The 19,953-nt window shown below is 71.7% G+C and carries 19 protein-coding genes; 7 read left to right on the plus strand and 12 right to left on the minus strand.

Annotated features, from left to right (window positions below; genetic code table 11):
* Nucleotides 1–241 precede the first annotated feature (241 nt).
* The 3 genes from OG254_RS26105 to OG254_RS26115 all read right to left on the minus strand — a co-directional run bounded on the left by OG254_RS26105 (nucleotide 242) and on the right by OG254_RS26115 (nucleotide 1,625).
* On the minus strand, nucleotides 242–580 hold the full coding sequence (locus OG254_RS26105; RefSeq protein WP_405586102.1) for a MerR family transcriptional regulator: 339 nt from the start codon (nucleotides 578–580) through the stop codon (nucleotides 242–244).
* 214 nt (nucleotides 581–794) lie between these two features.
* Nucleotides 795–1,289 carry a DUF5994 family protein gene (locus OG254_RS26110; RefSeq protein WP_405586105.1) on the minus strand — a complete coding sequence of 165 codons (495 nt, stop codon included), beginning with the start codon at nucleotides 1,287–1,289 and terminating at the stop codon, nucleotides 795–797.
* 132 nt (nucleotides 1,290–1,421) lie between these two features.
* Complete coding sequence (locus OG254_RS26115; protein WP_147998950.1) at nucleotides 1,422–1,625, minus strand: cold-shock protein; 204 nt, start codon at nucleotides 1,623–1,625, stop codon at nucleotides 1,422–1,424.
* A 360-nt stretch (nucleotides 1,626–1,985) separates the two neighbouring features.
* Between OG254_RS26115 and OG254_RS26120 the strand changes: the two genes are divergently transcribed.
* Nucleotides 1,986–3,326: a VanZ family protein gene (locus tag OG254_RS26120; protein ID WP_405586108.1), complete on the plus strand. Its 1,341-nt coding sequence runs from the start codon at nucleotides 1,986–1,988 to the stop codon at nucleotides 3,324–3,326.
* Here the strand turns inward: OG254_RS26120 and OG254_RS26125 are convergent.
* Nucleotides 3,320–3,838, minus strand: a complete 519-nt coding sequence (locus OG254_RS26125; RefSeq protein WP_405586110.1) for an SRPBCC family protein — start codon at nucleotides 3,836–3,838, stop codon at nucleotides 3,320–3,322. The genes OG254_RS26120 and OG254_RS26125 overlap by 7 nt on opposite strands.
* Before the next feature lie 138 nt (nucleotides 3,839–3,976).
* Here OG254_RS26125 and OG254_RS26130 point away from each other — a divergent pair, with 138 nt between their 5' ends.
* From OG254_RS26130 to OG254_RS26145, 4 genes are all read left to right on the plus strand, one after another.
* Nucleotides 3,977–4,888, plus strand: a complete 912-nt coding sequence (locus OG254_RS26130; RefSeq protein ID WP_405586113.1) for a helix-turn-helix domain-containing protein — start codon at nucleotides 3,977–3,979, stop codon at nucleotides 4,886–4,888.
* 88 nt (nucleotides 4,889–4,976) lie between these two features.
* Nucleotides 4,977–5,951, plus strand: coding sequence for an SMP-30/gluconolactonase/LRE family protein (locus OG254_RS26135; RefSeq protein WP_405586115.1), 975 nt, complete (start codon nucleotides 4,977–4,979; stop codon nucleotides 5,949–5,951).
* A gap of 54 nt (nucleotides 5,952–6,005) precedes the next feature.
* The gene (locus tag OG254_RS26140; protein ID WP_405586117.1) at nucleotides 6,006–6,911 is read left to right on the plus strand and encodes an MBL fold metallo-hydrolase; all 906 of its coding nucleotides are present in this window, start codon (nucleotides 6,006–6,008) and stop codon (nucleotides 6,909–6,911) included.
* A gap of 33 nt (nucleotides 6,912–6,944) precedes the next feature.
* Entirely contained in the window at nucleotides 6,945–8,465 is a 1,521-nt protein-coding gene (locus tag OG254_RS26145) for a carboxylesterase/lipase family protein (protein WP_405586119.1), read from the plus strand.
* A gap of 37 nt (nucleotides 8,466–8,502) precedes the next feature.
* On the opposite strand, the gene OG254_RS26150 is transcribed toward OG254_RS26145, so the two are convergent.
* The 8 genes from OG254_RS26150 to OG254_RS26185 form a co-directional block, all read right to left on the minus strand.
* The gene (locus OG254_RS26150; RefSeq protein WP_405595201.1) at nucleotides 8,503–10,395 is read right to left on the minus strand and encodes a protein-arginine deiminase domain-containing protein; all 1,893 of its coding nucleotides are present in this window, start codon (nucleotides 10,393–10,395) and stop codon (nucleotides 8,503–8,505) included.
* A gap of 224 nt (nucleotides 10,396–10,619) precedes the next feature.
* Nucleotides 10,620–11,213, minus strand: a complete 594-nt coding sequence (locus OG254_RS26155; protein WP_405586121.1) for a hypothetical protein — start codon at nucleotides 11,211–11,213, stop codon at nucleotides 10,620–10,622.
* A 212-nt stretch (nucleotides 11,214–11,425) separates the two neighbouring features.
* Nucleotides 11,426–12,001: a hypothetical protein gene (locus OG254_RS26160; RefSeq protein ID WP_405586123.1), complete on the minus strand. Its 576-nt coding sequence runs from the start codon at nucleotides 11,999–12,001 to the stop codon at nucleotides 11,426–11,428.
* On the minus strand, nucleotides 11,998–13,389 hold the full coding sequence (locus OG254_RS26165) for a hypothetical protein (RefSeq protein ID WP_405586126.1): 1,392 nt from the start codon (nucleotides 13,387–13,389) through the stop codon (nucleotides 11,998–12,000). Before OG254_RS26165 ends, OG254_RS26160 begins: the two co-directional genes overlap by 4 nt.
* Complete coding sequence (locus OG254_RS26170; protein WP_405586129.1) at nucleotides 13,386–14,195, minus strand: ABC transporter ATP-binding protein; 810 nt, start codon at nucleotides 14,193–14,195, stop codon at nucleotides 13,386–13,388. The genes OG254_RS26165 and OG254_RS26170 overlap by 4 nt, the downstream gene beginning before the upstream one ends.
* Before the next feature lie 20 nt (nucleotides 14,196–14,215).
* On the minus strand, nucleotides 14,216–15,034 hold the full coding sequence (locus OG254_RS26175) for a zf-HC2 domain-containing protein (RefSeq protein ID WP_405586131.1): 819 nt from the start codon (nucleotides 15,032–15,034) through the stop codon (nucleotides 14,216–14,218).
* On the minus strand, nucleotides 15,031–15,591 hold the full coding sequence (locus OG254_RS26180) for an RNA polymerase sigma factor (RefSeq protein WP_405586134.1): 561 nt from the start codon (nucleotides 15,589–15,591) through the stop codon (nucleotides 15,031–15,033). The genes OG254_RS26175 and OG254_RS26180 overlap by 4 nt, the downstream gene beginning before the upstream one ends.
* 62 nt (nucleotides 15,592–15,653) lie before the next feature.
* Nucleotides 15,654–16,868 carry an Ig-like domain-containing protein gene (locus OG254_RS26185; protein ID WP_405586136.1) on the minus strand — a complete coding sequence of 405 codons (1,215 nt, stop codon included), beginning with the start codon at nucleotides 16,866–16,868 and terminating at the stop codon, nucleotides 15,654–15,656.
* Nucleotides 16,869–17,087: 219 nt separating this feature from the next.
* On the opposite strand from OG254_RS26185, the gene OG254_RS26190 reads away from it, so the two are divergent.
* Both OG254_RS26190 and murJ read left to right on the plus strand, forming a co-directional pair.
* A complete protein-coding gene (locus OG254_RS26190; RefSeq protein WP_405586139.1) occupies nucleotides 17,088–18,299 on the plus strand; it encodes a lipid II:glycine glycyltransferase FemX in 1,212 nt (403 codons plus the stop codon).
* Nucleotides 18,296–19,942, plus strand: a complete 1,647-nt coding sequence (gene murJ / locus OG254_RS26195) for a murein biosynthesis integral membrane protein MurJ (RefSeq protein ID WP_405586142.1) — start codon at nucleotides 18,296–18,298, stop codon at nucleotides 19,940–19,942. Before OG254_RS26190 ends, murJ begins: the two co-directional genes overlap by 4 nt.
* Nucleotides 19,943–19,953 lie beyond the last annotated feature (11 nt).

A 19,953-nucleotide genomic window follows, 5' to 3' on the forward strand; every position in this document is an offset into this window, starting at 1 on the left:
TGAATCTCCCTAGGGGGGCAGTGCCGGAATCCGCACTTTACGGATCCGAGTCGCCGCGATGATCACCCCTCCGGAAAGATCCGGAAAGCTGTGCAAAGAAACAAGTCTCTGAAACAAGTCTCTGGCAATCAAAACTGCAACTTCTATTACGCTAACACAGGTCGGGCCGAAGTTTCATGCCTTTTTTGGGTCCGACCACGAATCCTCGTCCGTGCCGACCCGTATTTCTGTACCGGCGGCACTAGGTATCCGTGCCGCGCTCGGCCAGCTTGCGGCGCATGTCCCGGTTCAGGCGCAGCGCGTCGTCGAGCTGGTCCTCCAGGGAGACGATGCGGCAGGCGGCCTCGATCGGGGTGCCCTGGTCGACCAGTTCGCGGGCCCGGGCGGCGATGCGCAGCTGGCGGCGGGAGTACCGCCGGTGGCCGCCCTCCGACCTCAGCGGGGTGATGAGCCGGGCTTCGCCGACGGCCCGCAGGAAGGCGGGGGTGGTACCGAGAACGTCGGCTGCGCGCCCCATGGTGTAGGCGGGGTAGTCGTCGTCGTCGAGGTTCCCCGCGACAGGGGCGTTCTCAGCGTGCATGGCACCTTCGTTCCGGGGGCGGGCGACGGACCCGGGCGGGCGCGGCACGCGCGCTGCGAAGGACTCGGTACGTCTGCCTCGTGCGACAACCCTAGCGCCGTCGGCCGGGAAAATGTGGCCTCGCCGCTACAGACTTTTCCCAGACCTCCCGTGCGGGCCGAGAAGGGCCGGCGCACAGGCATCCACGAACGCGCCGGAACCGGTCATGGACCGTTCACGTGGTGGTCACGCCTGGCGGAAGAGGAGGCTCCGCACGGGTGTCGAGGAGGATCTGCTCGGCCCCTTTGAGGTTGTCGGCGCGCACCGCCTGGGCCATCGCCGCCCGCGCCGCGGCGGGCGACGCGTCCGGCGGTACGACGAGCAGGGAGAAGAGATCCTGATCACCTCGCGTGATCAGGACGGTGTCGTCGCCCACCGACGAGGCGTCGAGGTGCACGACCTGGCCGTCGACGACCAGGCGCGTATGCAGTCCGTCCCAGGCGGCGGAGTCCAGGCCGACCCGGGAGATCGGTCCGAGGTGTTCGGACAGCGTGCGGATCAGGCCTGGTAGTTCGGTGGCGATGTCACGGGAGCGCGGCCACCACGCGCCGTCGAGTAGTCCCGTGCGCTCCTGTGTCGTCTCCAGCCGCAGGAGGGCGGTCCCGGGGCGGACGGCGTGTACGCCCTCCGGGAGGCGTCCCGTGGCGGGTGACGGATCGGTACCGGCCACTGTGCTCACCTCCTGCGCGTCCTGCGAGGAATTCTGGTGGCAATATGAACGGAGCGCAGAATCGCGAGAACGAGCTGGGGCCCGCACCTCATGGTGCGGGCCCCAGCTGCGAAGTACGCGTCAGCGCCGGTGTCAGGCGGGAACGATGTTCTCCGCCTGCGGGCCCTTCTGGCCCTGCACGATGTCGAACGACACCTTCTGGCCTTCCTGCAGCTCGCGGAAGCCCTGGGTCGCGATGTTCGAGTAGTGGGCGAAGACGTCGGGGCCGCCGCCGTCCTGCTCGATGAAGCCGAAGCCCTTTTCGGCGTTGAACCACTTCACGGTTCCGGTGGCCATTCTGTTTCTCCTTCGGGAGACGGTGTTCGGACCCCGCCCTGTGCGGAATCCGGTCGCCGTGATGATCTCCCGTCGGAAAAATCTTCCGGGAACCACACCTGCAACTGTTACCGACACTAGCACGGGCCGATTGACCACGCGTGTTAAACAATTCCAGCAAGTTCGCTGATCAGGGAATATTCCTCGCACGCCCCACGGAAATCCCCCGTACCGCCGTCAGCGATTGCTCCGTCGGGGCGATGCGCCGCGCCACGATCCGCGGCCCGGTCGGCCGAGGGGTGGCCGACGGAGGTCTCTGCCCCACCTCTATACACAACCTCTATACATCGTGCGTATACGCGCTGTGTATAGTGAGGCGCCATGACGGAGACCTACCTCCTGCCGATCCGTACGGCCGCGCTGATCTTCCCCGCGCTGGCCTTCGTGATGTTCGTGCCGACGGCGATCGTCCTGTACCGGCGGCACGGTGTCATGACCCGGTGGCGGGTGCTGTCTCTGTACGGTGGCGTGTTCTACGGGCTCACCGCCTTCTGCATGACGATCGTGCCCCTGCCGAGGCGGTCGATGGACGTCTGCAAGGCCTATCCGACCTTCGCCGAACCCCAGCTCACACCGGGCGTCGCCTTCTCCGACATCTGGAAGGAGGCGCACCACCGCGTCACCCTCGACGCGCTGGTGCTGCACAACCCCGCCTTCTGGCAGACCGTGTTCAACCTGATCCTGCTGGTGCCGCTGGGAGTGTTCGTACGGACGCACTTCCGGCGCGGCCTCGCCGCGGCCACGGCGGCCGGGTTCGCGGGATCCCTGTTCTTCGAGCTGACCCAGTACACCGGGCTGTGGGGCCTGTACTCGTGCCCGTACCGCCTCTTCGCCGTCGACGACCTCATCGTCAACACGGCCGGTGCCGCCCTCGGGTGGGCGCTCGCCGGACCGCTGGTCCGCGCGCTCCCCGAGCTGGACGCCCTGGACGGCCGCGCGCTCGCCCAGCTCGCCGCCGGCCGGATCCCCTTCGGGCGCCGTCTCGTCGCGCTGCTGCTGGATGTCGTCGGCGTCGTGCTGCTGACCCTGGTCGCCGGGGTCGTCGCGCACGTGGTGACCGGCGGGGAGGGGGACCTGCTCGTGCCGCCGGCCGTCCTAGGACTGTGGTTCGTCGTCATTCCGTGGCGGACGGGTACGACGCCGGGCAAGCGCGTCCTGCTGCTGCGGCTGGCCACGCCGGACGGAGAACGGCCGGGCCTCGCCGGGCTCGCGCTGCGCGCCCTGGCCCTGAGTCCCGTCCTGGCGCTCGCGTGCCTCGCCGCGGGCGGGGTCCTCGCCGGCGGGACGGTCACCCTGGCCATGCCGTCCGTGCTGACCGCGATCGCGGACGGCGCGGTGGACTACAGGAACGTGGCCTACCGCCTCGCGGCCGACCCGGTGCTCGGGCTCTTCCTGCTGCTGCTCCCGGTCCTCTGTCTGCTCCTGATCGGCGGTTATGTGAGGCCCGTCCGGCGCCATCGGCAGGGCCTGGGCCCGCACGAGCTCCTCTCCGGCGTCCGTAACCAGGCCCTCCCGCCCACACGAGTACGACCCCGACCGCGGACGCCGGCCGATCCCGGCGATTCACGGCCGGTTGCCACGGTGGCCGGGCCGCGCTCGGAAGGCTCCGACGGCCGGCCTGCGATCGCGCGTCGTCCCGAGTACGAGCACTCTTCTCACTGAGGCCCGGAGCGCTCTTCGGTGAGCCATTCGGCGAGGGCGGTCAGGGTGGCCTCGACGCTGCTCGTCATGTACCGGCGGAGTGCGTCCAGGTCGGCGCGGGTCGTGCCCAGCACCGGGTCGAGGCGCAGCAGGTGCCAGGACTGCCGGACGACGGTTCCGCGCCCCTGGGGGCGGAAGGCCCAGTCCCAGCGCACGATGCCGTCCTCGGCGCCACCGACGACGAAGCCGAACGCGGTACCGGGGTCGGCCTGCACGACCTGGGAGCGGGTGGTCCACTCCTTGCCGTCCCTACGGTTGCGGCCGCTGAACCAGGCGCCGACCCGGGGCCCGGCGCCTGGTTCGTCGAAGGCGACGTCGGTGGCGTTCGGACTCCAGCGACCGATCGCGGACACGTCGCTGATCGCTTCGTAGACGCGGGCCGGTGCGGCGTCGACCCACGCACACCTGGTGAAGGCGAAATCGGCTGCGTCCAAGGCCTCGAAGGGGTCGTGTTCGGTGCTGGTGGCGCTCAAGGCGTCCTCCTGGGTGCGTGCGGGATGCCGGATCGGCGACCCCACTCAACCGACGGCGGGACCGGTCGGCCAGACCCACCGCTGCCTATCCACAGCTGGGTCAGGCTGTGTGTTCCCAGTCGCCGGATACTCGGATCCATGAACGGAAAATCGCAGCTCGGCGACTTCCTTCAGACGCGGCGCGGACAGCTGCGCCCGGAGGATGTCGGGGTGCCCACCTACGGGGAGCGCCGCCGTGTGCCGGGTCTTCGGCGCGAGGAACTGGCGCTGCTGGCCGGCGTGAGCGCCTCCTACTACACCCGGCTGGAACAGGGACAGTCACTGAGCGCCTCGCCCGAGGTGCTGGACGCGATCGCCGGTGCCCTGCGGCTGGACGAGTCCGAGCGGCGGTATCTGCACGACCTGGCCCGAGTGGACAGGCAGCGCAGCCGGGGCCGGCGTCCCGCGCCGGAACGGGTGACGGAGGCGACCCGCCAGTTGCTGGACGTGCTGGCGGACGTTCCCGCGATCGTGCTCGGCCGACGCAGCGACGTGCTGGCGTGGAACCGCCTGGGCCACGCCCTGTTCGCCGGTCACCTGGACCCGGACGGTCCCGACCTGCCGGCCCGGCGTCCCAACATGGCCAGACTGGTCTTCCTCGACTGCCACACCCGCGACCTGTACACGGACTGGCCGGGCAAGGCCAGGGCGGTGGTCGGGAATCTGCGCCTGGTGGCGGCCCAGCACCCGCACGACGCGGCACTGCACGCCCTGCTGGGCGAACTGTCCGCGAAGAGCGCCGAGTTCGCCGCGATGTGGGCCGACCACCGGGTCAAGGCCTGCACCGTCGCAGCGTACGAGATGCGGCATCCGCTGGTCGGCCCGCTGACCGTCATCCAGCAGACCCTGAGCAACGGGTCGGGCCCCGGCGTCGTGGTCGCCACCACAGAAGCGGGCTCGCCCTCGCGGTCCGCGCTGGCCCTGCTCGCCCAGGCCACCGGCCGCCCCACCACGCAGGCCGACTCCTCGGCGGCCCCGGCGCGGACGCTGCCCCGCGCAGACAAGGGCTGACCCCTCACCCACATCGCCATCCCACCCACGTATCCCCACCCATGCGTCGGCGTGCTGCTGCCGCATGCCCGAAAACAGCGAAGGAACCATGTTCAAGAAGATCAAGAAGCTCAAGAGGTCCGCAGTGACGGTGGGCGTCCTGGTCGCGGCCGTTGCGGCTGCCGCGCATCCCGCTCCCGCCTCGGCCGTCTCCCCGCCGCTGAGCGGCGCCCGGATCGCCGCGCACTTCGACCTGGCCCAGGGCCGGACACCGGAGAACGTCGCCCTGGCACCGGGCGGCGCCGCGTACGTCACCTTCGCCAAGGCCCGTCAGGTCGCCGAGGTCTCGCCCAAGGGCGCCGTCCGGATCCTGGCCACCCTCCCCGAACCCCCCGACGGCGGCGTCCACACCCCGGCTCTGGGCTTCCCGCTGACCACCGGCCTGGTCCGCGCCCCCGACGGCACGCTGTACTTCCTGTACGCCACCGGCACACCCGACCTCACCGGCGTATGGCGCCTGCGCCCCGGCGGCACACCGCGGCGCATCGCCCCGCTGCCGGCCGACGGCCTGCCCAACGGCCTGGCGCTGGACCCCTGCACCGGCACCCTCTACGCGGCCGACTCCGTGCTCGGCACCATCTGGAGCGTGCCCACCGCCGGCGGCGCTCCCACCGCCTGGTCCACCGCTCCCGAGCTGGCCTCCGCCGGCTTTCTCGGCGCCAACGGCCTGAAGATCCACAACGGGGCGCTCTGGGCCACCAACTTCGACAAGGGCACCGTCCTGCGCATCCCCGTCCGCCGGGACGGACGCGCCGGCGATGTCCGGACCAGGGCCACCGGCCTCCCGGGGATCGACGACATCGCCTTCACCGGCCGCGGCGACCAGCTGCTGGCCGCCCTCGACGGGCCGAACGAAGTCGCGCTCGTCCAGTCCGACGGCAGCCGCTCCACCGTGCTGACCTCGGCCGACGGCCTGCAGAACCCGACCTCCATCGCCCTGCGCGGCGCCACCGTCCATGTGCTGAGCGCCGGCTGGCTCACCGGCAAGGACCCCAACCTGATCCGCGCCCGCCTGTCCCGGTAGGGCCGCAGGCACAAGAACCGACCCGAGTAAAACCGAACCGTACGGAGAAGCACCATGCAAGACGCATACGAGATCACTCTGGGCGAGGTCACCGTCACCCGGATCGAAGAGATGCACGGGCCGATCATGCCCGCGGACCAGTTCTTCCCGGACCTGCCCGAGCAGGCCTGGCGCGACCACCGCGAGTCGCTCGTGCCCGACCACCTGGGTGCCGAGGACGCCATGGTCCATGTCGCCATGCAGACGTGGCTGTTGCGCAGCGGCGGGAGGACCATCCTGGTCGACACCGGTGTCGGCAACGACAAGGCCCGCCCGGCCGTCGCCGCGTGGGACCACCTGCAGCTCGACTACCTCGGCAACCTCGCCCGCGCCGGTGTGCGGCCCGAGGACGTCGACGTGGTGGTCAACACGCACCTGCACGTGGACCACGTCGGCTGGAACACCCGCCTCGTCGACGGCGTCTGGGTGCCCACCTTCCCGAACGCCACCTACCTGATGCCCAAGGCCGACTTCGACTTCTGGAACCCGGCGAACAACCCGGACATCGCCGGAGGCGTCAACGAGAACGTCTTCGAGGACAGCGTCGCGCCCGTGCACGCCGCGGGCCAGGTACAGCTGTGGGAGACGAGCCACCCCATCGACGCGCACCTGCGCCTGGAAGCAGCACCCGGCCACACTCCCGGGTCCAGCGTCGTCAAACTGCATTCCGGCCGCGACCGAGCCCTGTTCGCCGGCGACCTGTTGCACACCCCGCTGCAGGTCACGCACCCGGAACACAACAGCTGCTTCTGCGAGGACCCCGCGCAGGCCCGCTGGACCCGCCGCAGGCTGCTCGGCTGGGCCGTCGACAACACCGCCCTCGTGCTGCCCGCCCACTTCAGCGGCCACAGCGCCCTGGAGGTCAAGGACATGGGCAGCGGCTTCGCGATCCGCAAGTGGGCACCGTTCGCCCGGTACTGACACCGCCCCCAGGGCTACGGCCCGTAGAAGGGAATGACTGTGCACCACCCTCACCACCCGGTCGTGACCACCGCACAAGGAGCGGTCCGCGGCGTCGGCCAAGGCGACACCGCCGTCTTCCTGAACATCCCCTACGCCGCCCCTCCGCACGGCGCCGCCCGGTTCGCCCGGCCGCAGCCGCATGCGTCCTGGGACGGCATACGGGACGCCACGGTGCCGGGGCCCAACGCCCCGCAAACCGAGCGCAGGCTCGGCAGCGTGGACATGTCCCCCTACTTCGGCACCGGTTGGAGCCGTGGGGAGGACTACCTCACCGTCAACGTCTTCACGCCCGCGGCCGCGGGCGGCGGCCTGCCCGTCATGGTGTTCGTCCACGGCGGCGGATTCGTCGCCGGCTCGACGCGCTCCGCGATGTACGACGGCTCCGCCTTCGCCCGTGACGGCGTCGTCCTGGTCACCCTCAACTACCGCCTCGGCATCCCCGGGTTCCTCCACCTGCCCGGAGCACCCGCCAACCGGGGCCTGCTCGACGTCGTCGCGGCGCTGACCTGGGTCCAGGAGAACATCGCTGCATTCGGCGGTGACCCGCACCAGGTCACCCTCTTCGGCCAGTCGGCCGGGGCGACCATCGTCGGCGGCGTCCTCGCGACCCCCGAGGCCGCGGGCCTCTTCCGCCGGGCGATCGTCCAAAGCGGCAGCGGCCTGGGCGCGTTCACGAGCGAGCAGGCCGAGCGCGTCACCAGGGCGGCGGCCGAAGCCCTGGGCATCGAGCCACGCGTCGACGCCTTCGCGGAGGTCTCCGACGAGCGCCTGCTCGATGCGGCGTCCCGGCTCGCGGGCATCGACCTGCGGACCGAGACGCACACCGACCCACTCGTCGGGCTCAGCCCCTTCAGCCTGGTCCTCGACACGCAGCCCGCCCGCTCCGTGGCCGCCGGACTCGGCGCCGGCATCGACCTGCTCATCGGGACCAACACCGAGGAGGGCAACCTCTATCTGGTCCCCGTGGGCAGGTACGGCACCTCGACCGCCGCTGACGTCGACGCCGAGGCAGCGCGCTCGCACCCTGATCCGGGCCGGCTCGTCCTCACCTACAGGAAAACGCGTCCCGAGGCGTCCTTCGGCGAGCTGCGCTCCGCAGTCATGGGCGACGCCCTGTTCGGCGCGGGCAGTAGGGCCCTGGCCGAAGCACATGCGGCCCACCCGGAGTCCGCCACCTTCAGCTACGAGTTCGCCTGGCGCTCCCACGCCCTGGACGGACAGCTCGGCGCGACCCACACGATGGAGCTCCCCTTCGTCTTCGACCTCGCCCATCTGCCCCGGCTGCACGGACCCGCCGGCCTGCTCGGCCCCGACGAGCCTCCCGCGGACCTCGCCGCCCGCATGCACCGGGCGTGGGTCCGGTTCGCCAGGACGGGCAACCCCGGCTGGGACCCGTACGACAAGGAGCGCCGGGCCACGATGCGGATCAACGCCGAATGGACGCAGCTCGACGACCCACGCGGCCGGGAACGGCGGGCGTGGGCCGGGGCCGACCGGACCAGCCGTACGTGACGGCCGGTCCGGGTTATGGACGGACTGGAGTCATCGGCTACCGGAGCCGCCACCACGCGGCCGACGCGTCGCGCAGGGTGTTGGTGCCGCAGTGCACCTCGCCCATGCCGAGGTGGTACGTGTACCAGTCGTCGATGTACGACACCTTGAAGCCGACCTTCCGGTACACGGCGGTCACCGCTTCCGTGAAGAGGTCCTTGCCGCCCACGACGGGGCCCCACTGGCGCGGGGCGAGGTAGCGGTCGCGGGCCAGGAGCACGCCGTTGACGGCTCCGGGGACGTATGCGCTGGTCATGACCGAGGCGGCCGGGTTCTCGGCGAGCCACTTCTGCTGGCCGCGGTCCTCAAGGGTGTCCACGAGGGGGGAGCCGGCGCCCATGCGCGTCAGGCGCGGCACGGGGATGGCCTGTCCGTCGTCGGTCGGTGCCTCCGACTCGCGGGTGTACAGGGCCGGAACCCGCACGATCTCGTCGTCGGTGACGCCGGTCTCGCGCCCCAGGATCTCCAGGTTGGCGGCGATGCGCCGCGCCGCCATCTCGTTGTCGGCGACGAGGTGCGGGGAGGCGAGCGCCTGGTCGATGGTCTCCTTCGGGGCCGGGGCGCCGGCGCGGCCCGGGACGGAGAACATCTTCGTCCTGCCATGCCCGTCGCGTGCGGCGTCGCGCAGCAGCCGCAGACCGGCCTGCGGGTCGGCGACGCCGATACGCCAGCCACGCGGGGTGTTCGCGGGCAGGAACTGCACGAACTCGTCGACGTGCCCGACGCCCAGCCAGGAGGTGTCCAGCAGCAGCGGGTCCTGGAGCCCCTGCGACTTGAGCAGCGTGCGCATCACCTTGGACGGGCGGGCCCCGGCCCCCCGCTCGCCCATGATGACGCGGCCGGCCGGGAAGGAGCGCCCGCCGTGCGCGTAGGGCGGGATGGTCTCCAGGTTGCCCATGGAGTTGAGCGACCAGTCCTCCGGCTGCGCGGAGTCGGTGACCTGTACGACGCCGACGTCCCGCCCGCGTACCTTCTCGAACAGCTCCCGGCCCGCCTCCCGGTCCGGCTGGGCGGAGCGCAGCATCACGCGCATCACCTGCCGGTGGCCGCCCGGTCCGGTCATGCTGACGTAGGCCGGCTCGACGAAGTCCTGGGCCCAGGGGTCGCCGTACTTGTCGAAGGTGACCAGCGGCTTGGTGACACCGGCCGCCTTGACCTCCTTCTCCAGGTCCTTGACGAACTTCCGCTGCAGGCGCCCGTACTCGCCCCCGCCGCGGACCTTGGTGACCATCACCTGCTGGGTTTTCTGGAGGTGATGCTGGGTCAGCAGCGGTGCGACGCGCAGGGTGACCGAGTCGGACGTGGTCCCCTGGGCGGAGTCCACGGTCAGACGGATCACCGCCCGCCCGTCCCACTTGGCGCTGTCCCGGACGACGTCGGTGGCCTCGACGCCGAGCTCGGCACCCGAGTGCAACTCGGCGGCGGTCAGCCGGGTCCGGGACGTCACCGGTAGCCACTCGCCCGCGCGCTTGAGGAAGAGGTGGGTGTGCTTGCCTCCGGTGGTGACCTTCAGGCTGCCCTTGGCGTCGGCGGGCAGGCCGGGCAGGGGCACGGACCGGATCCGGGCGAGGTCGGCGGCATCCGCGCTGCCGTTGACCAAGTTGTCGGAGGCGTCGTTGCAGGCGGCCAGCTTGGCGTCGGACAGCGGTCTGCCGCCGGGACCGGTGACCGGGCAGCGCTTGGTGTCATCGTCGATGTTGGGCAGGGTGACCGCACCACGACCGACGGACCAGCCGTCCTCGCCGGTCGCGTCGGTGTCGCCGGTGACGTCGACCCGCCCGTCGCGGTTCACATCGGCGCGCAGATCGGCGTGGCCGGACGGTCCGGTGACGGGGGCCGACCAGGCCGGGCCCGCCAGTGCGGACCCCGCGGCGGCGAGCGCCAGCACCAGGGAGCCGGCGGGGTACAGGGGTATGCGTGCCCGAGTACGCGTAGGTGTACGTGAACGCACGGCGCGTTCCTCTCGGTTGGGGGGTGTCGCCGTGCAAGAGGAGGAACCGTGCGTGGTGCGTTCACTGTGAGGCGGGACTTACCACCTGGGTCTGACGACGTCAGGCGCAACGGTGGGACGGACCGGACGGTCGGGGGATTGACGTCGGCGGAACCGGGGTGGGTTCAGTGGTCGTCGCGGACGGTGGTCGCGATGCCGTTGCTGATGACGACCTCCGCGCTGAAGCCCTTCTTGGCGGCCGACTCCAGCTCGGCCTCGGTGCACTCGGTGCCGCCCTGGCCGCCCTCGCCGGTGTTCGCGTCACCGCAGATGTCGCCGTAGCCCCAGATCTTCGTGTCCTCGGCGAGGAGGAACTGCTGCTCCACGCCCTTCATGTCGGAGACCGTGTACTTGCCCGGCGCCAGGTAGGAGACGTTGCCGAACCAGGTTCCGTTGACGCCCTTGCCCTTGTTGATGCCTTCGACGACGGTCTCGTCGGAGTCGGAGTCGGAGTCGGAGCCGGAGCCGGAGCCGGAGCCGGTGTCCTGCTGGGCGGCATTGGACGAGCCGTTGTCGCCCTTGGAGCCCGCGGAGTTCTTGGAGCTCTCGGTGTTCTCGGAGTTCTTGGAGTCCTGCGTCTTCTCCGCGACCGCGGTCGCGCCGCCCGTTCCGCTCTTGTCGGCCGAGCCGGTGTCCGTGCCGCTCTGGCACGCCGTCATCAGCAGCCCGGCGGTGATCGCGGCGGTGGCGACGGCGGCCTTGCGGAGGTGGCGGTTCATCACGGGAGGGTCCTTCCGGGGCGGGTGTAGTGGGGAGCCGGCGGCGTTCTCCGCCGGCTTCCCGCTCTGTGCTGACTAGGAGGAACCCCAGAGACCTCAGGTCACGCCTGTCCTTCCTTCAGGACACCGCCGTGGCGCGGCCGTGACACGGCAACACATCGGCAGTGGACGGTGGTTCGCCGTCGCGCCGCCTTGCGCCGCACCCGGACCGGCTACCGCCTCGGCCCCGTGAAGGCGTACGCCGTGGTGCCGGCGATCGTGAGGGCCAGGGCCGTCCAGGTGGCCGCCGGTGTGCCGGGGGGCAGCAGCATCCAGGACGCCACCTGCGTCGCCGTACTCGTGGCGGGCGGGGCGAAGAACGAGAACGAGAGCCAGGCGAACGGCAGCGTCCATGCGTACTGGCCGCCCGAGAGCGCCGCGCCCAGGGCGGCCAGTCCCATCAGGCCCGCGCTGTCCCGGACGACGAACGCGGTGGTGCCCATGTCCGCGCCCATGGCCTGCACGGCGAGCAGCATCGCGCCGACGACGGCGGCGGCGAGCAGCACGTGCGCCGCTCTGCGGGGCACCCAGCGGATCGCGGCCGTCCGGTCCAGCGCGACGTCCTGTCCGCCGAGCCCGATCGAGGCCGCCATCGCCCCCATGGCGAGGACGAGCACGGGCAGCCGCGGATCAGCGGGCCCGTCGCCCCCGTCCCCGGCGAGTGCCCACACCGCCACCGCGCTGATCACCACCACGGCGAGCGACGCGGGCACCTGACGCGAGCGCGCGTACAGCGTCAGCCATCTCATCGGAAGGCACCGTCGGTCAGCACGTCGAACGCGTCGCCCTTGCAGGAGAGCGCGGTGGCGTGCATGGCGTTGATCCGCGAGAGCTGTTCGGCCCGTGGCAGCGCCTTGAGTTCCTTCCACGCCGGGCGGGCCAGGGCGAGCTCCGAACCCGAAACGGGGCCGGGGTCGCCGAGCGGCTTGAGGTCCCCGAGGACCCAGGCCGCCGCGACGATCTGCGCGGCGTCGTCGCCGCCCGTGCCGCTCCAGCCGGCGGGGGAGCACCCGGGCACCAGGCCCTTGGCGACCAGGGCCCGGGTCAGCTCCTTGTCCTGCGCGGCGGCGATGATGTCGTCGTCGAAGTCGAAGAACACGGTCTCGCGGGACCACTTCGGCGTGGCGCCGTAGGGCAGTAGGGCGGTGTTCTCCCGGAGCGAGGCAGGCGCGCGTCCGCCCAGGGCGTCGTGCAGCAGACGCAGCGCTTCCTTGCCGGGACCCGCCAGGTCGGCGAGTCGCTGCTGGTGCGTCCTGGTCACGCACACCGGGCCGTCGCACACCGGCGCCGCGGCGGCCTCGTCGACGACGTACATCCGGCGCGGGTCGGAGGGGAGGACGAGCAGGGCGAGCGCCGCGCCCGCCAGGACGGGCGTCAGGGCGACAAGGCGGGTGCGCGGGGTCGCGGCGACCAGCAGCGCGAAGCCGGTCGCGGCCATGCCGAGCAGCCAGATCGTCTGCCCGAGGTGCACGGAGGCGGCGAGCGTGACGAACACGTTGCGCACCTCTTCCACCTCCGGTGACAGCAGGGAGACCCGGTTCGGCTCCGAGTTCGTGAGCCCGTCCGCCATCGTCGTCCGCGTCCGGCCCAACGACATGTGCATCAGGGCCGTGAAGGCGAAAGCGGCCATGGCCAGCGCGGGCGGGGTGAGCACGGACGGCAGGGCCCTCCCGGCCCCCATCCCCAGCACGGCACCCGCGACGAGGAACAGGGCCCCCACCAGCGAGATCGGCAGCCACCCGAGGTGTGTGTAGTCGGTGTTGGCGAACACCTGGACGCCGCCCACGAGGACGAGGAGCGCGTAGGCCGAGGCCAGCGTGATCGCCGTCGCGCCCGCCAGGGTGGCCGCGCGGTGCCGGGCGGGCCTCGGTGTGCTCGTCAGCAGCTCGGGCATCTTCGAGCGGCGGTCGCGCAGGCCCTGCAGCGCCCCGAGCCCCACGGCGAGCGGCCACAGGTAGAACAGCAGGGAGCGGGTCCACATGGCCAGGGACGTCCACTGGGCCGTCCACGCCGTGGTGCCCCTCCACCACCCGGCGTTCAGCAGGTACAGGAACGCCAGCGCGCTCGTCAGGACCACGGCGCCGGCCCACGGGGCGACGGAGCGCTTCAGTTCGATGCGCAGGACGCGGGTGTTCACCAGGTCCCCTTTCCCTGGTTCGGGTTGAGCAGCATGGCCGAATAGCCGCGCTCCAGCGGACTGTCACCCACGTGCTCGGGGCCGCCCACCGAGGCCAGTTCGTCCGGAGGCCCCTGGAAGACCAGCTGCCCCTCGGCGAAGAGCACCACGTCGGTGCAGGCGGCGGCGACGTCCTCGACCAGGTGGGTCGAGACGAGCACGCAGGTGTCCGTGCCCAACTCCTGCAGCAGCTCGCGGAAGCGCAGCCGCTGCGCCGGGTCGAGGCCGACCGTCGGCTCGTCCAGCAGCAGGATCGTCGGATCGTTGACGATGGCCTGAGCGATGCCCACCCGCCGCACCATGCCGCCGGACAGCGTCTTCATCCGCGAGTCGGCGCGGTCCGCCAGACCCACCCGCTCCACGGCACGCTGCACCGCCGCCGGTATGTCCGCCTTGGGCACCTCTTTCAGCCACGCCATGTACTCGACGAACTCGCGCACGGTGAAGCGCTTGTAGTAGCCGAACTCCTGCGGCAGATAGCCGATCCTCCGGCGCAGCGCACGGTGCTCGCCCCGGCCGCCCGCGGACTCGCCGAGCAGCTCCAGGGTGCCCTCGGTGGGGCGCAGGACGGTGGCCAGCGTCCGGATGAGGGTGGTCTTGCCCGCCCCGTTGGGGCCGAGGAGGCCGTGCACACCGATGCCAAGCGACAGGTCGAGCCCGTCCACGGCCATCCGATTCCTGCCGACCCTGACCTTCAGCCCGGTGGCCCGGATCTCCCAGGCGTAGGCCTTCGGTGCGAGGTCGGCCGCGCTCACCGAGGGCGTCATGTGGTGTTCCTTTCCGATGGTCAACGGTGGGCTCCCAGCACGGAGTACGCGCCCCTGCGGGCGATCACGACACCGATGCCGAGCGTGAGGATCAGCCCCCACACGGGCATGCCGCCCGACTGCAGGGCGAAGGTCGTACGGCTGGTGGCCAGGGTCGGCGCCACGACCACGGCGGCCCATACGGCGGCCAGCACGACGGCGGCGCGGGTCACCCCGACGACACCGCCGAGCGCCAGGGTCGTGGAGGTGAAGGCCAGACAGGGCAGCAGCCACTGAGCTGCCGTCACCCCCGTCACCCAGCCGGCCACCAGCAGCGCGGGAACGACCACGGCGAGCACGGACGTCGTGCGCCGCAGCACCAGCTGGAGCCCGGCCCTGGGCGCCGACGCCGTCAGCTCGTACGCCGGGTCGAGACCGCGCGACCACGACGCCGCGACGCCGAGCACCGGCAGGACCGGGGCCAGCAGCAGCACCAGCGACACCGCGCCGGAGTCGATGTCGACCAGGTCGAGCAGCAGCGCGAACAGCGTCACGCTCACGACCATGCCCAGCCACGGGACCATCGTGGGCGTCAGCCAGCTCGACAGCCGTGCCGACCGGTGCCGTCGGTGCGACACCGGTGCGATGGCGGCCAGTTGGGGTTCGAGGCCGGACCACACGGTGCCGACCAGCGACGCCACGGCCGGGGCCTGCGCCTCGACGGCGGCCGAGAGCCGGTCACGGCAGACCCGGCACGTCTCCAGATGGGCCTCCACGGCCCACACCTCGTCGGCGGCGAGGTCCGTGCCGCCGCGCGCGTAACCGTCGATGATCCGCATCGACGCGTGTTCCACGCTCATGTCAGCGCCCTCCGCATCGCGATCCGGGCCCGGCGGGCACGGGTCTTGACCGTGCCCTCGGGCAGCCCGAGCAGGAGAGCGGTCTCCCGGACGGACAGCCCGTCGAGCACCATGGCCTGCAGTACCTGCCTGAGTTCCGGTGCCAGATGCCGCAGCGCGTCACCGACGTCCCCGCCGACGGTCACCGCGAGCGCTTCCTCCTCGGCGGCGGGCGCGGCGCCCGCGAGCGCGGCGGCCGGCGGCGGCTCGGCGTGGTGGGCCCTGCGCCGGAAGGCGTCGACGAGGCGGCGCGCCGCGATCGTCCACAGCCACCCGACGGCCGTCCCGCCCACCGAGGCCCCCGCGAACGCGCCCGCCGCGCGCCACACCGCCAGATACGTCTCCTGCATGACCTCGGCGACGATCTGCTCGTCGGCACAGCGCCGGCGCAGCCGCACCGCCATCCACGGCGCGGTGCGCCGGTACAGCTCCTCGAACGCCGCGCGGTCACCCGTGGCAACGAGCTGGACGAGTCGCTCCTCGTCCAGCTCGCCGGGTGCCTTTCTGACTGATCTCACACCCGCTAGACGCCGGGCCCGGACCGTCGGTTTTCCCCTTTACGTGATCCCCGTCACATGTCTCAGCGCAGCGCGCTCTTCCCCTGCCACTCGCTCCACGAGAGATTCCACGCCCCGAACCCGTTCCCGGGCGCGACCACGCCCTTGGTGTCCTTGCCGGTGATCTCGAACGGGTCGCCCGGCCGCACCTGCCCGTAGAACCAGGCCGCGTTCGCGTCGCTCATCCCTATGCATCCGGAACTGTGGTTGGCGTTGCCGAAGTAGCGGGCGTTCCACGGGGCGGCGTGCGCGTACATGCCCGACCAGGTCAGCCGCATCGAGTAGTCGACCATCTTGTCGTAGGCGTCGGCCAGGCCCACGGTCTCGGAGTTCATGTTGATCGTGCCCTCCTTGGCCATGAGGACGGCGGTTCCGCGCCAGGAGCGCTTGTCGCCGCCGGGCGTGCCGCCGGAGACCGGTATGCGCCGGACCGTCTCGCCGTCACGGACGAGGGCGAGCTGGTGGCTGTCGAGGTCGACCTTGACGATCTGGCGGGCGCCGATGGTGAAGGTGGTCGTGTAGTCGCGTACGAACCAGCCGCCGTCCGCGCCCGAGTCGGTGCCGTTCAACTCGGCGTTCAGCGTGACCTTGGTTCCGGCCTTCCAGTACGTCCGGGGCCGCCAGTCCACCCGGTCCAGGCCCGACCAGTCGCGTATCCAGCCCCAGGAGCCCTCGGTGTCGTTCGAGGTGGTGATCTTGAGCTGCTTCTCGACCTCGGCCTTGTTCTTGACCGGATGGTCGAAGACCAGGGAGATCGGCTGGGCGACGCCGACGGTGGCGCCGGCGCCCGGTCGCCAGTCGACCTTGTTGACCTTGTCCGCCTCAGCCGTGGTGAAGGCGGCCTTGCTGGTCCTGACGGTTCCGCCCTCGGTCCGGGTCGCCGCCGTCACCGCGTACGACGCGCCGGGTACGGACTTGCGATCGGAGACCCACGAGCGGCCGTCGGCGGCGACCTTGCCGGGGAGCCGGTGGCCCTCGGCGTCGGTGACCGTCACGGAAGTGAGCCTGCCGCCCGCGGCCGTTACCCGCACGGGCTCGCCCGCCGGGACCCGTTCTCCCTTGGGAGTGACGGTGACCGTGACGGGGCGGTCGTCGGCGGTCGGCTTCGCCTTGCCGTCCGGGGCGCTGGGCGAGCCGCCCGACGAGCAGGCGGCGAGCGGCGCCAGCAGGGCGGCCGTGGCGGCGGTCACGACGACGGCCCGGACGCGGGCATGGGTGAGTACACGTGTGCGCGACAACGGGACCTCCGGGAAGGGCGGTTACGGGGTGGGTGAGTCGGCGATGTCGTGACTGTAGAACCGTAAAAACCCGAGGTCAGCCGCTCCGGAGCCATGTGACGGCGACTGGTGAGGAACGGTCATGGTCCGGTCACATTCGCCGGACGGAGCGGTCATGGGCCGCTGTGAATCTCCTTTGTGTCCCCGCGACAGGCCCGGGGAGAAGGAGAGGTTCAGACTGTGTCAGCGCTGCTCGTGCCGCCCGGCCGCGTGCCCCAGGCACGGAACCGGGACGTGGCCCTGCGAACCATCACCGCTCAGACCTACCGCGCCTTCCTCGCGACCCCCGCCGGCGCGGCTCTCGGCGCCGGATTCCTGCAGTGCCCGTCCTGGGCCGACGTCAAGGAGGGCTGGCGCTCCCAACTGCTCGGCTGGGGACCGGATCCGGAGGCAGGCCGACTGACGGGCGTGGCCCTGGTGCTGCTGCGCCAGTTCCCCGGCACCCGCAAGTACTTCGCCTACCTCCCCGAAGGGCCCGTCGCCGACTGGAGCGACCCCGACGTCGACGGCTGGCTCGGTCCGCTCCTTGAACACCTGCGCCGCGCGGGCGCCTTCGCCGTACGCATCGGCCCGTCGCCCGCCTACCGGCGCTGGGACGCCGCCCTGCTCAAGCCGCTCACCGGCCCGGGCCGACGCCTGGGTGACGTCCTCGCCAGTGAGGTCGACCCGCTCGGCACCGCCGTCGCCGAGCGGCTGCGGGCCCGGGGCTGGCACCGCTGCGGTGGTGACGGGACCGGAGGGGAGGGGACCGGAGGGGACGGGGACGCCCAGCCCCGGCACGTCTTCCACGTGCCGCTCGCCGGACGCACCACCGAGGACCTGTGGTCCGGGCTCAACCAGGAGTGGCGACGCAATGTCCGCCGATCCCAGAAGGAGGGCGTGGAGGTGGTGGTGGGCAGCGCGGCCGAACTCCCCGAGTTCTACCGGCTGCTCGGCATCACCGAGCGACGCGACGGCTTCCGGCTCGGCCGCTCCCTCGCCTACTACGAGCGTCAGTACGCGGCGCTCAACGCCGAGGAACCGGGCCGGATGAAGCTGTACCTCGCCCGGCACCGGGGAGAGATCCTCGCCGCCCACACGATGATCACGGTGGGCCGCCGGGCCTGGTACCAGACCGGCGCCTCGGCCGACCACCGCCGTGAGGTCCGCCCCTCCAACGCCCTGCAGTGGCGGATGCTGCAGGACGCCCACGCGCTCGGCGCCGACGTGTACGACATGCGCGGGGTACCCTCCACACTCGATCCAGACGAACGTGCGTACGGACTGTTGCGCTGGAAGCTCGGCACCGGGGGACAGGTCGTCGAGACGTTGGGGGAATGGGAGAAACCCTTGGGCGGCCACGCCAACCACACGCTTTACCGCGCCTTCCAGGCGTACCTGAGCCGCCGATGAAGCAGACGACGCCGGCGGCACCGACCAAGCCGGCCGGCCCGGAAAGCGCGAGCGCGACGAACGCCGCCCGCGGCAGCGCCGTCATGGCCGCCGGATCCCTCGTCTCCCGGGCCACCGGATTCGCCCGGTCCGCCGTGGTCGCGGCGGCGCTCGGCACCATCGGGCCGACCGCCGACGGCTACGCGGTCGGCAACGCCCTGCCCACCATCGTCTACGTGCTGCTCCTGGGCGGCGCGCTGAACGCCGTCTTCGTGCCCGAGCTGGTCAAGGCCGCCAAGGAGCACGACGACGGGGGTGTCGCATACACCGACCGGCTCGTCACCGTCTGCGTCGTCGCCCTGCTGGCGATCACCGCGACCGCGGTGTGGGCGGCCCCCGCGATCGTCGACGCGTACACCGACTACACCGGCGAACAGGCGGCCATGACGACCGCGTTCGCCCGCTACTGCCTGCCCCAGATCTTCTTCCTCGGACTGTTCACGCTGCTCGGGCAGGTGCTCAACGCCCGCGGCCGGTTCGGCGCGATGATGTGGGCGCCCGTCCTCAACAACCTCGTCGTCATGGCCGTGTTCGGCCTGTACCTGGTGCTGGCCATGGGCGGCGGGGACACGCTCACCGCGACCGAGACCGCCGTGCTCGGCTGGGGCACGACCGCCGGTATCGCCGCCCAGGCACTCGCCCTCGTCCCCGCCCTGCGCGCGGCCCGCTTCCGCTGGCGGCCCCGCTTCGACTGGCGCGGCAGCGGACTGACCCGCCCGCTGCGCGCGGCCGGCTGGCTGGTGCTGCTGGTCCTGGCCAACCAGGCCGCCTACTGGGTCACCACCCGGCTGGCCACGACCGCGGGCCTCGGCGGCGGCCCCGGATACGGCGCGTACAACAACGCCTATGCCCTGTGGGTCGTACCGCACGGCATCATCACGGTCTCCGTGGTGACCGCGCTGATGCCCCGGATGAGCGCGGCCGCGGCCGACGGGGACACCGCCGCCGTGCGCCGCGACGTCTCGCACGCCCTGCGCGTCAGCGCCTCGGCCGTCGTACCCGCCGCCTGCGCGCTGTTCGCCCTCGCCCAGCCGGTGATGGCCCTCGTCTTCGGATACGGCAGGACCAGCGCCGCCGACACGGCCGCCATGGCCGGGATCCTGATGGCCTTCGCGCCGGGACTCATCGCCCTGTCGGGCCAGTACGTCCTGTCCCGCGCCTTCTACGCGCTCTCCGACACCCGTACGCCGTTCCTGCTCAACCTCGTGATCGTCGCCCTCAACGCGGGACTGTCCCTGGCCGCCGCGCACCTGCTGCCGGCCCGCTGGGCCGTGACGGGCATGGCCGCGGCGTACTCGCTGGCGCTGTGCGCGGGCTGGGCGCTGACCGGCCTGGTGCTGAGCCGCCGGCTCGCCGTCGAACGCCCCCTGCGCTCGTCCGCGGTCGGCGCCCAGGTGCGGCTGGTGGCGGCGGCCGTCCCGGCCACCGCGCTGGGCCACCTCGCGGCCGTGGGAACCGCAGCGGCGGGGGCGGTGGTCTCCACGGTTGCCGGCGCGATCGCCGTCATCGTCACCTTCGCCCTGCTCGCCCGTCCGCTGCGGCTCACGGAACTCGACGCGCTGCTCTCCGGAGTACGCCGGCGATGGACCCGGACCCGGACCTGACCATCATCGAG

Origin of the sequence: Streptomyces sp. NBC_01092 (assembly GCF_045039535.1) — a bacterium.
Classification (GTDB): domain Bacteria; phylum Actinomycetota; class Actinomycetes; order Streptomycetales; family Streptomycetaceae; genus Streptomyces.

Bases quoted from the DNA above. Each gene is read 5' to 3' on its own strand.
- OG254_RS26105 (WP_405586102.1), bottom strand. From the start codon at position 580: ATGCACGCTGAGAACGCCCCTGTCGCGGGGAACCTCGACGACGACGAC.
- OG254_RS26120 (WP_405586108.1), top strand. From the start codon at position 1,986: ATGACGGAGACCTACCTCCTGCCGATCCGTACGGCCGCGCTGATCTTC.
- OG254_RS26155 (WP_405586121.1), bottom strand. From the start codon at position 11,213: ATGAACCGCCACCTCCGCAAGGCCGCCGTCGCCACCGCCGCGATCACC.
- murJ (WP_405586142.1), top strand. From the start codon at position 18,296: ATGAAGCAGACGACGCCGGCGGCACCGACCAAGCCGGCCGGCCCGGAA.
- OG254_RS26170 (WP_405586129.1), bottom strand. From the start codon at position 14,195: ATGACGCCCTCGGTGAGCGCGGCCGACCTCGCACCGAAGGCCTACGCC.
- OG254_RS26140 (WP_405586117.1), top strand. From the start codon at position 6,006: ATGCAAGACGCATACGAGATCACTCTGGGCGAGGTCACCGTCACCCGG.
- OG254_RS26135 (WP_405586115.1), top strand. From the start codon at position 4,977: ATGTTCAAGAAGATCAAGAAGCTCAAGAGGTCCGCAGTGACGGTGGGC.
- OG254_RS26115 (WP_147998950.1), bottom strand. From the start codon at position 1,625: ATGGCCACCGGAACCGTGAAGTGGTTCAACGCCGAAAAGGGCTTCGGC.
- OG254_RS26145 (WP_405586119.1), top strand. From the start codon at position 6,945: ATGACTGTGCACCACCCTCACCACCCGGTCGTGACCACCGCACAAGGA.
- OG254_RS26130 (WP_405586113.1), top strand. From the start codon at position 3,977: ATGAACGGAAAATCGCAGCTCGGCGACTTCCTTCAGACGCGGCGCGGA.
- OG254_RS26160 (WP_405586123.1), bottom strand. From the start codon at position 12,001: ATGAGATGGCTGACGCTGTACGCGCGCTCGCGTCAGGTGCCCGCGTCG.
- OG254_RS26175 (WP_405586131.1), bottom strand. From the start codon at position 15,034: ATGAGCGTGGAACACGCGTCGATGCGGATCATCGACGGTTACGCGCGC.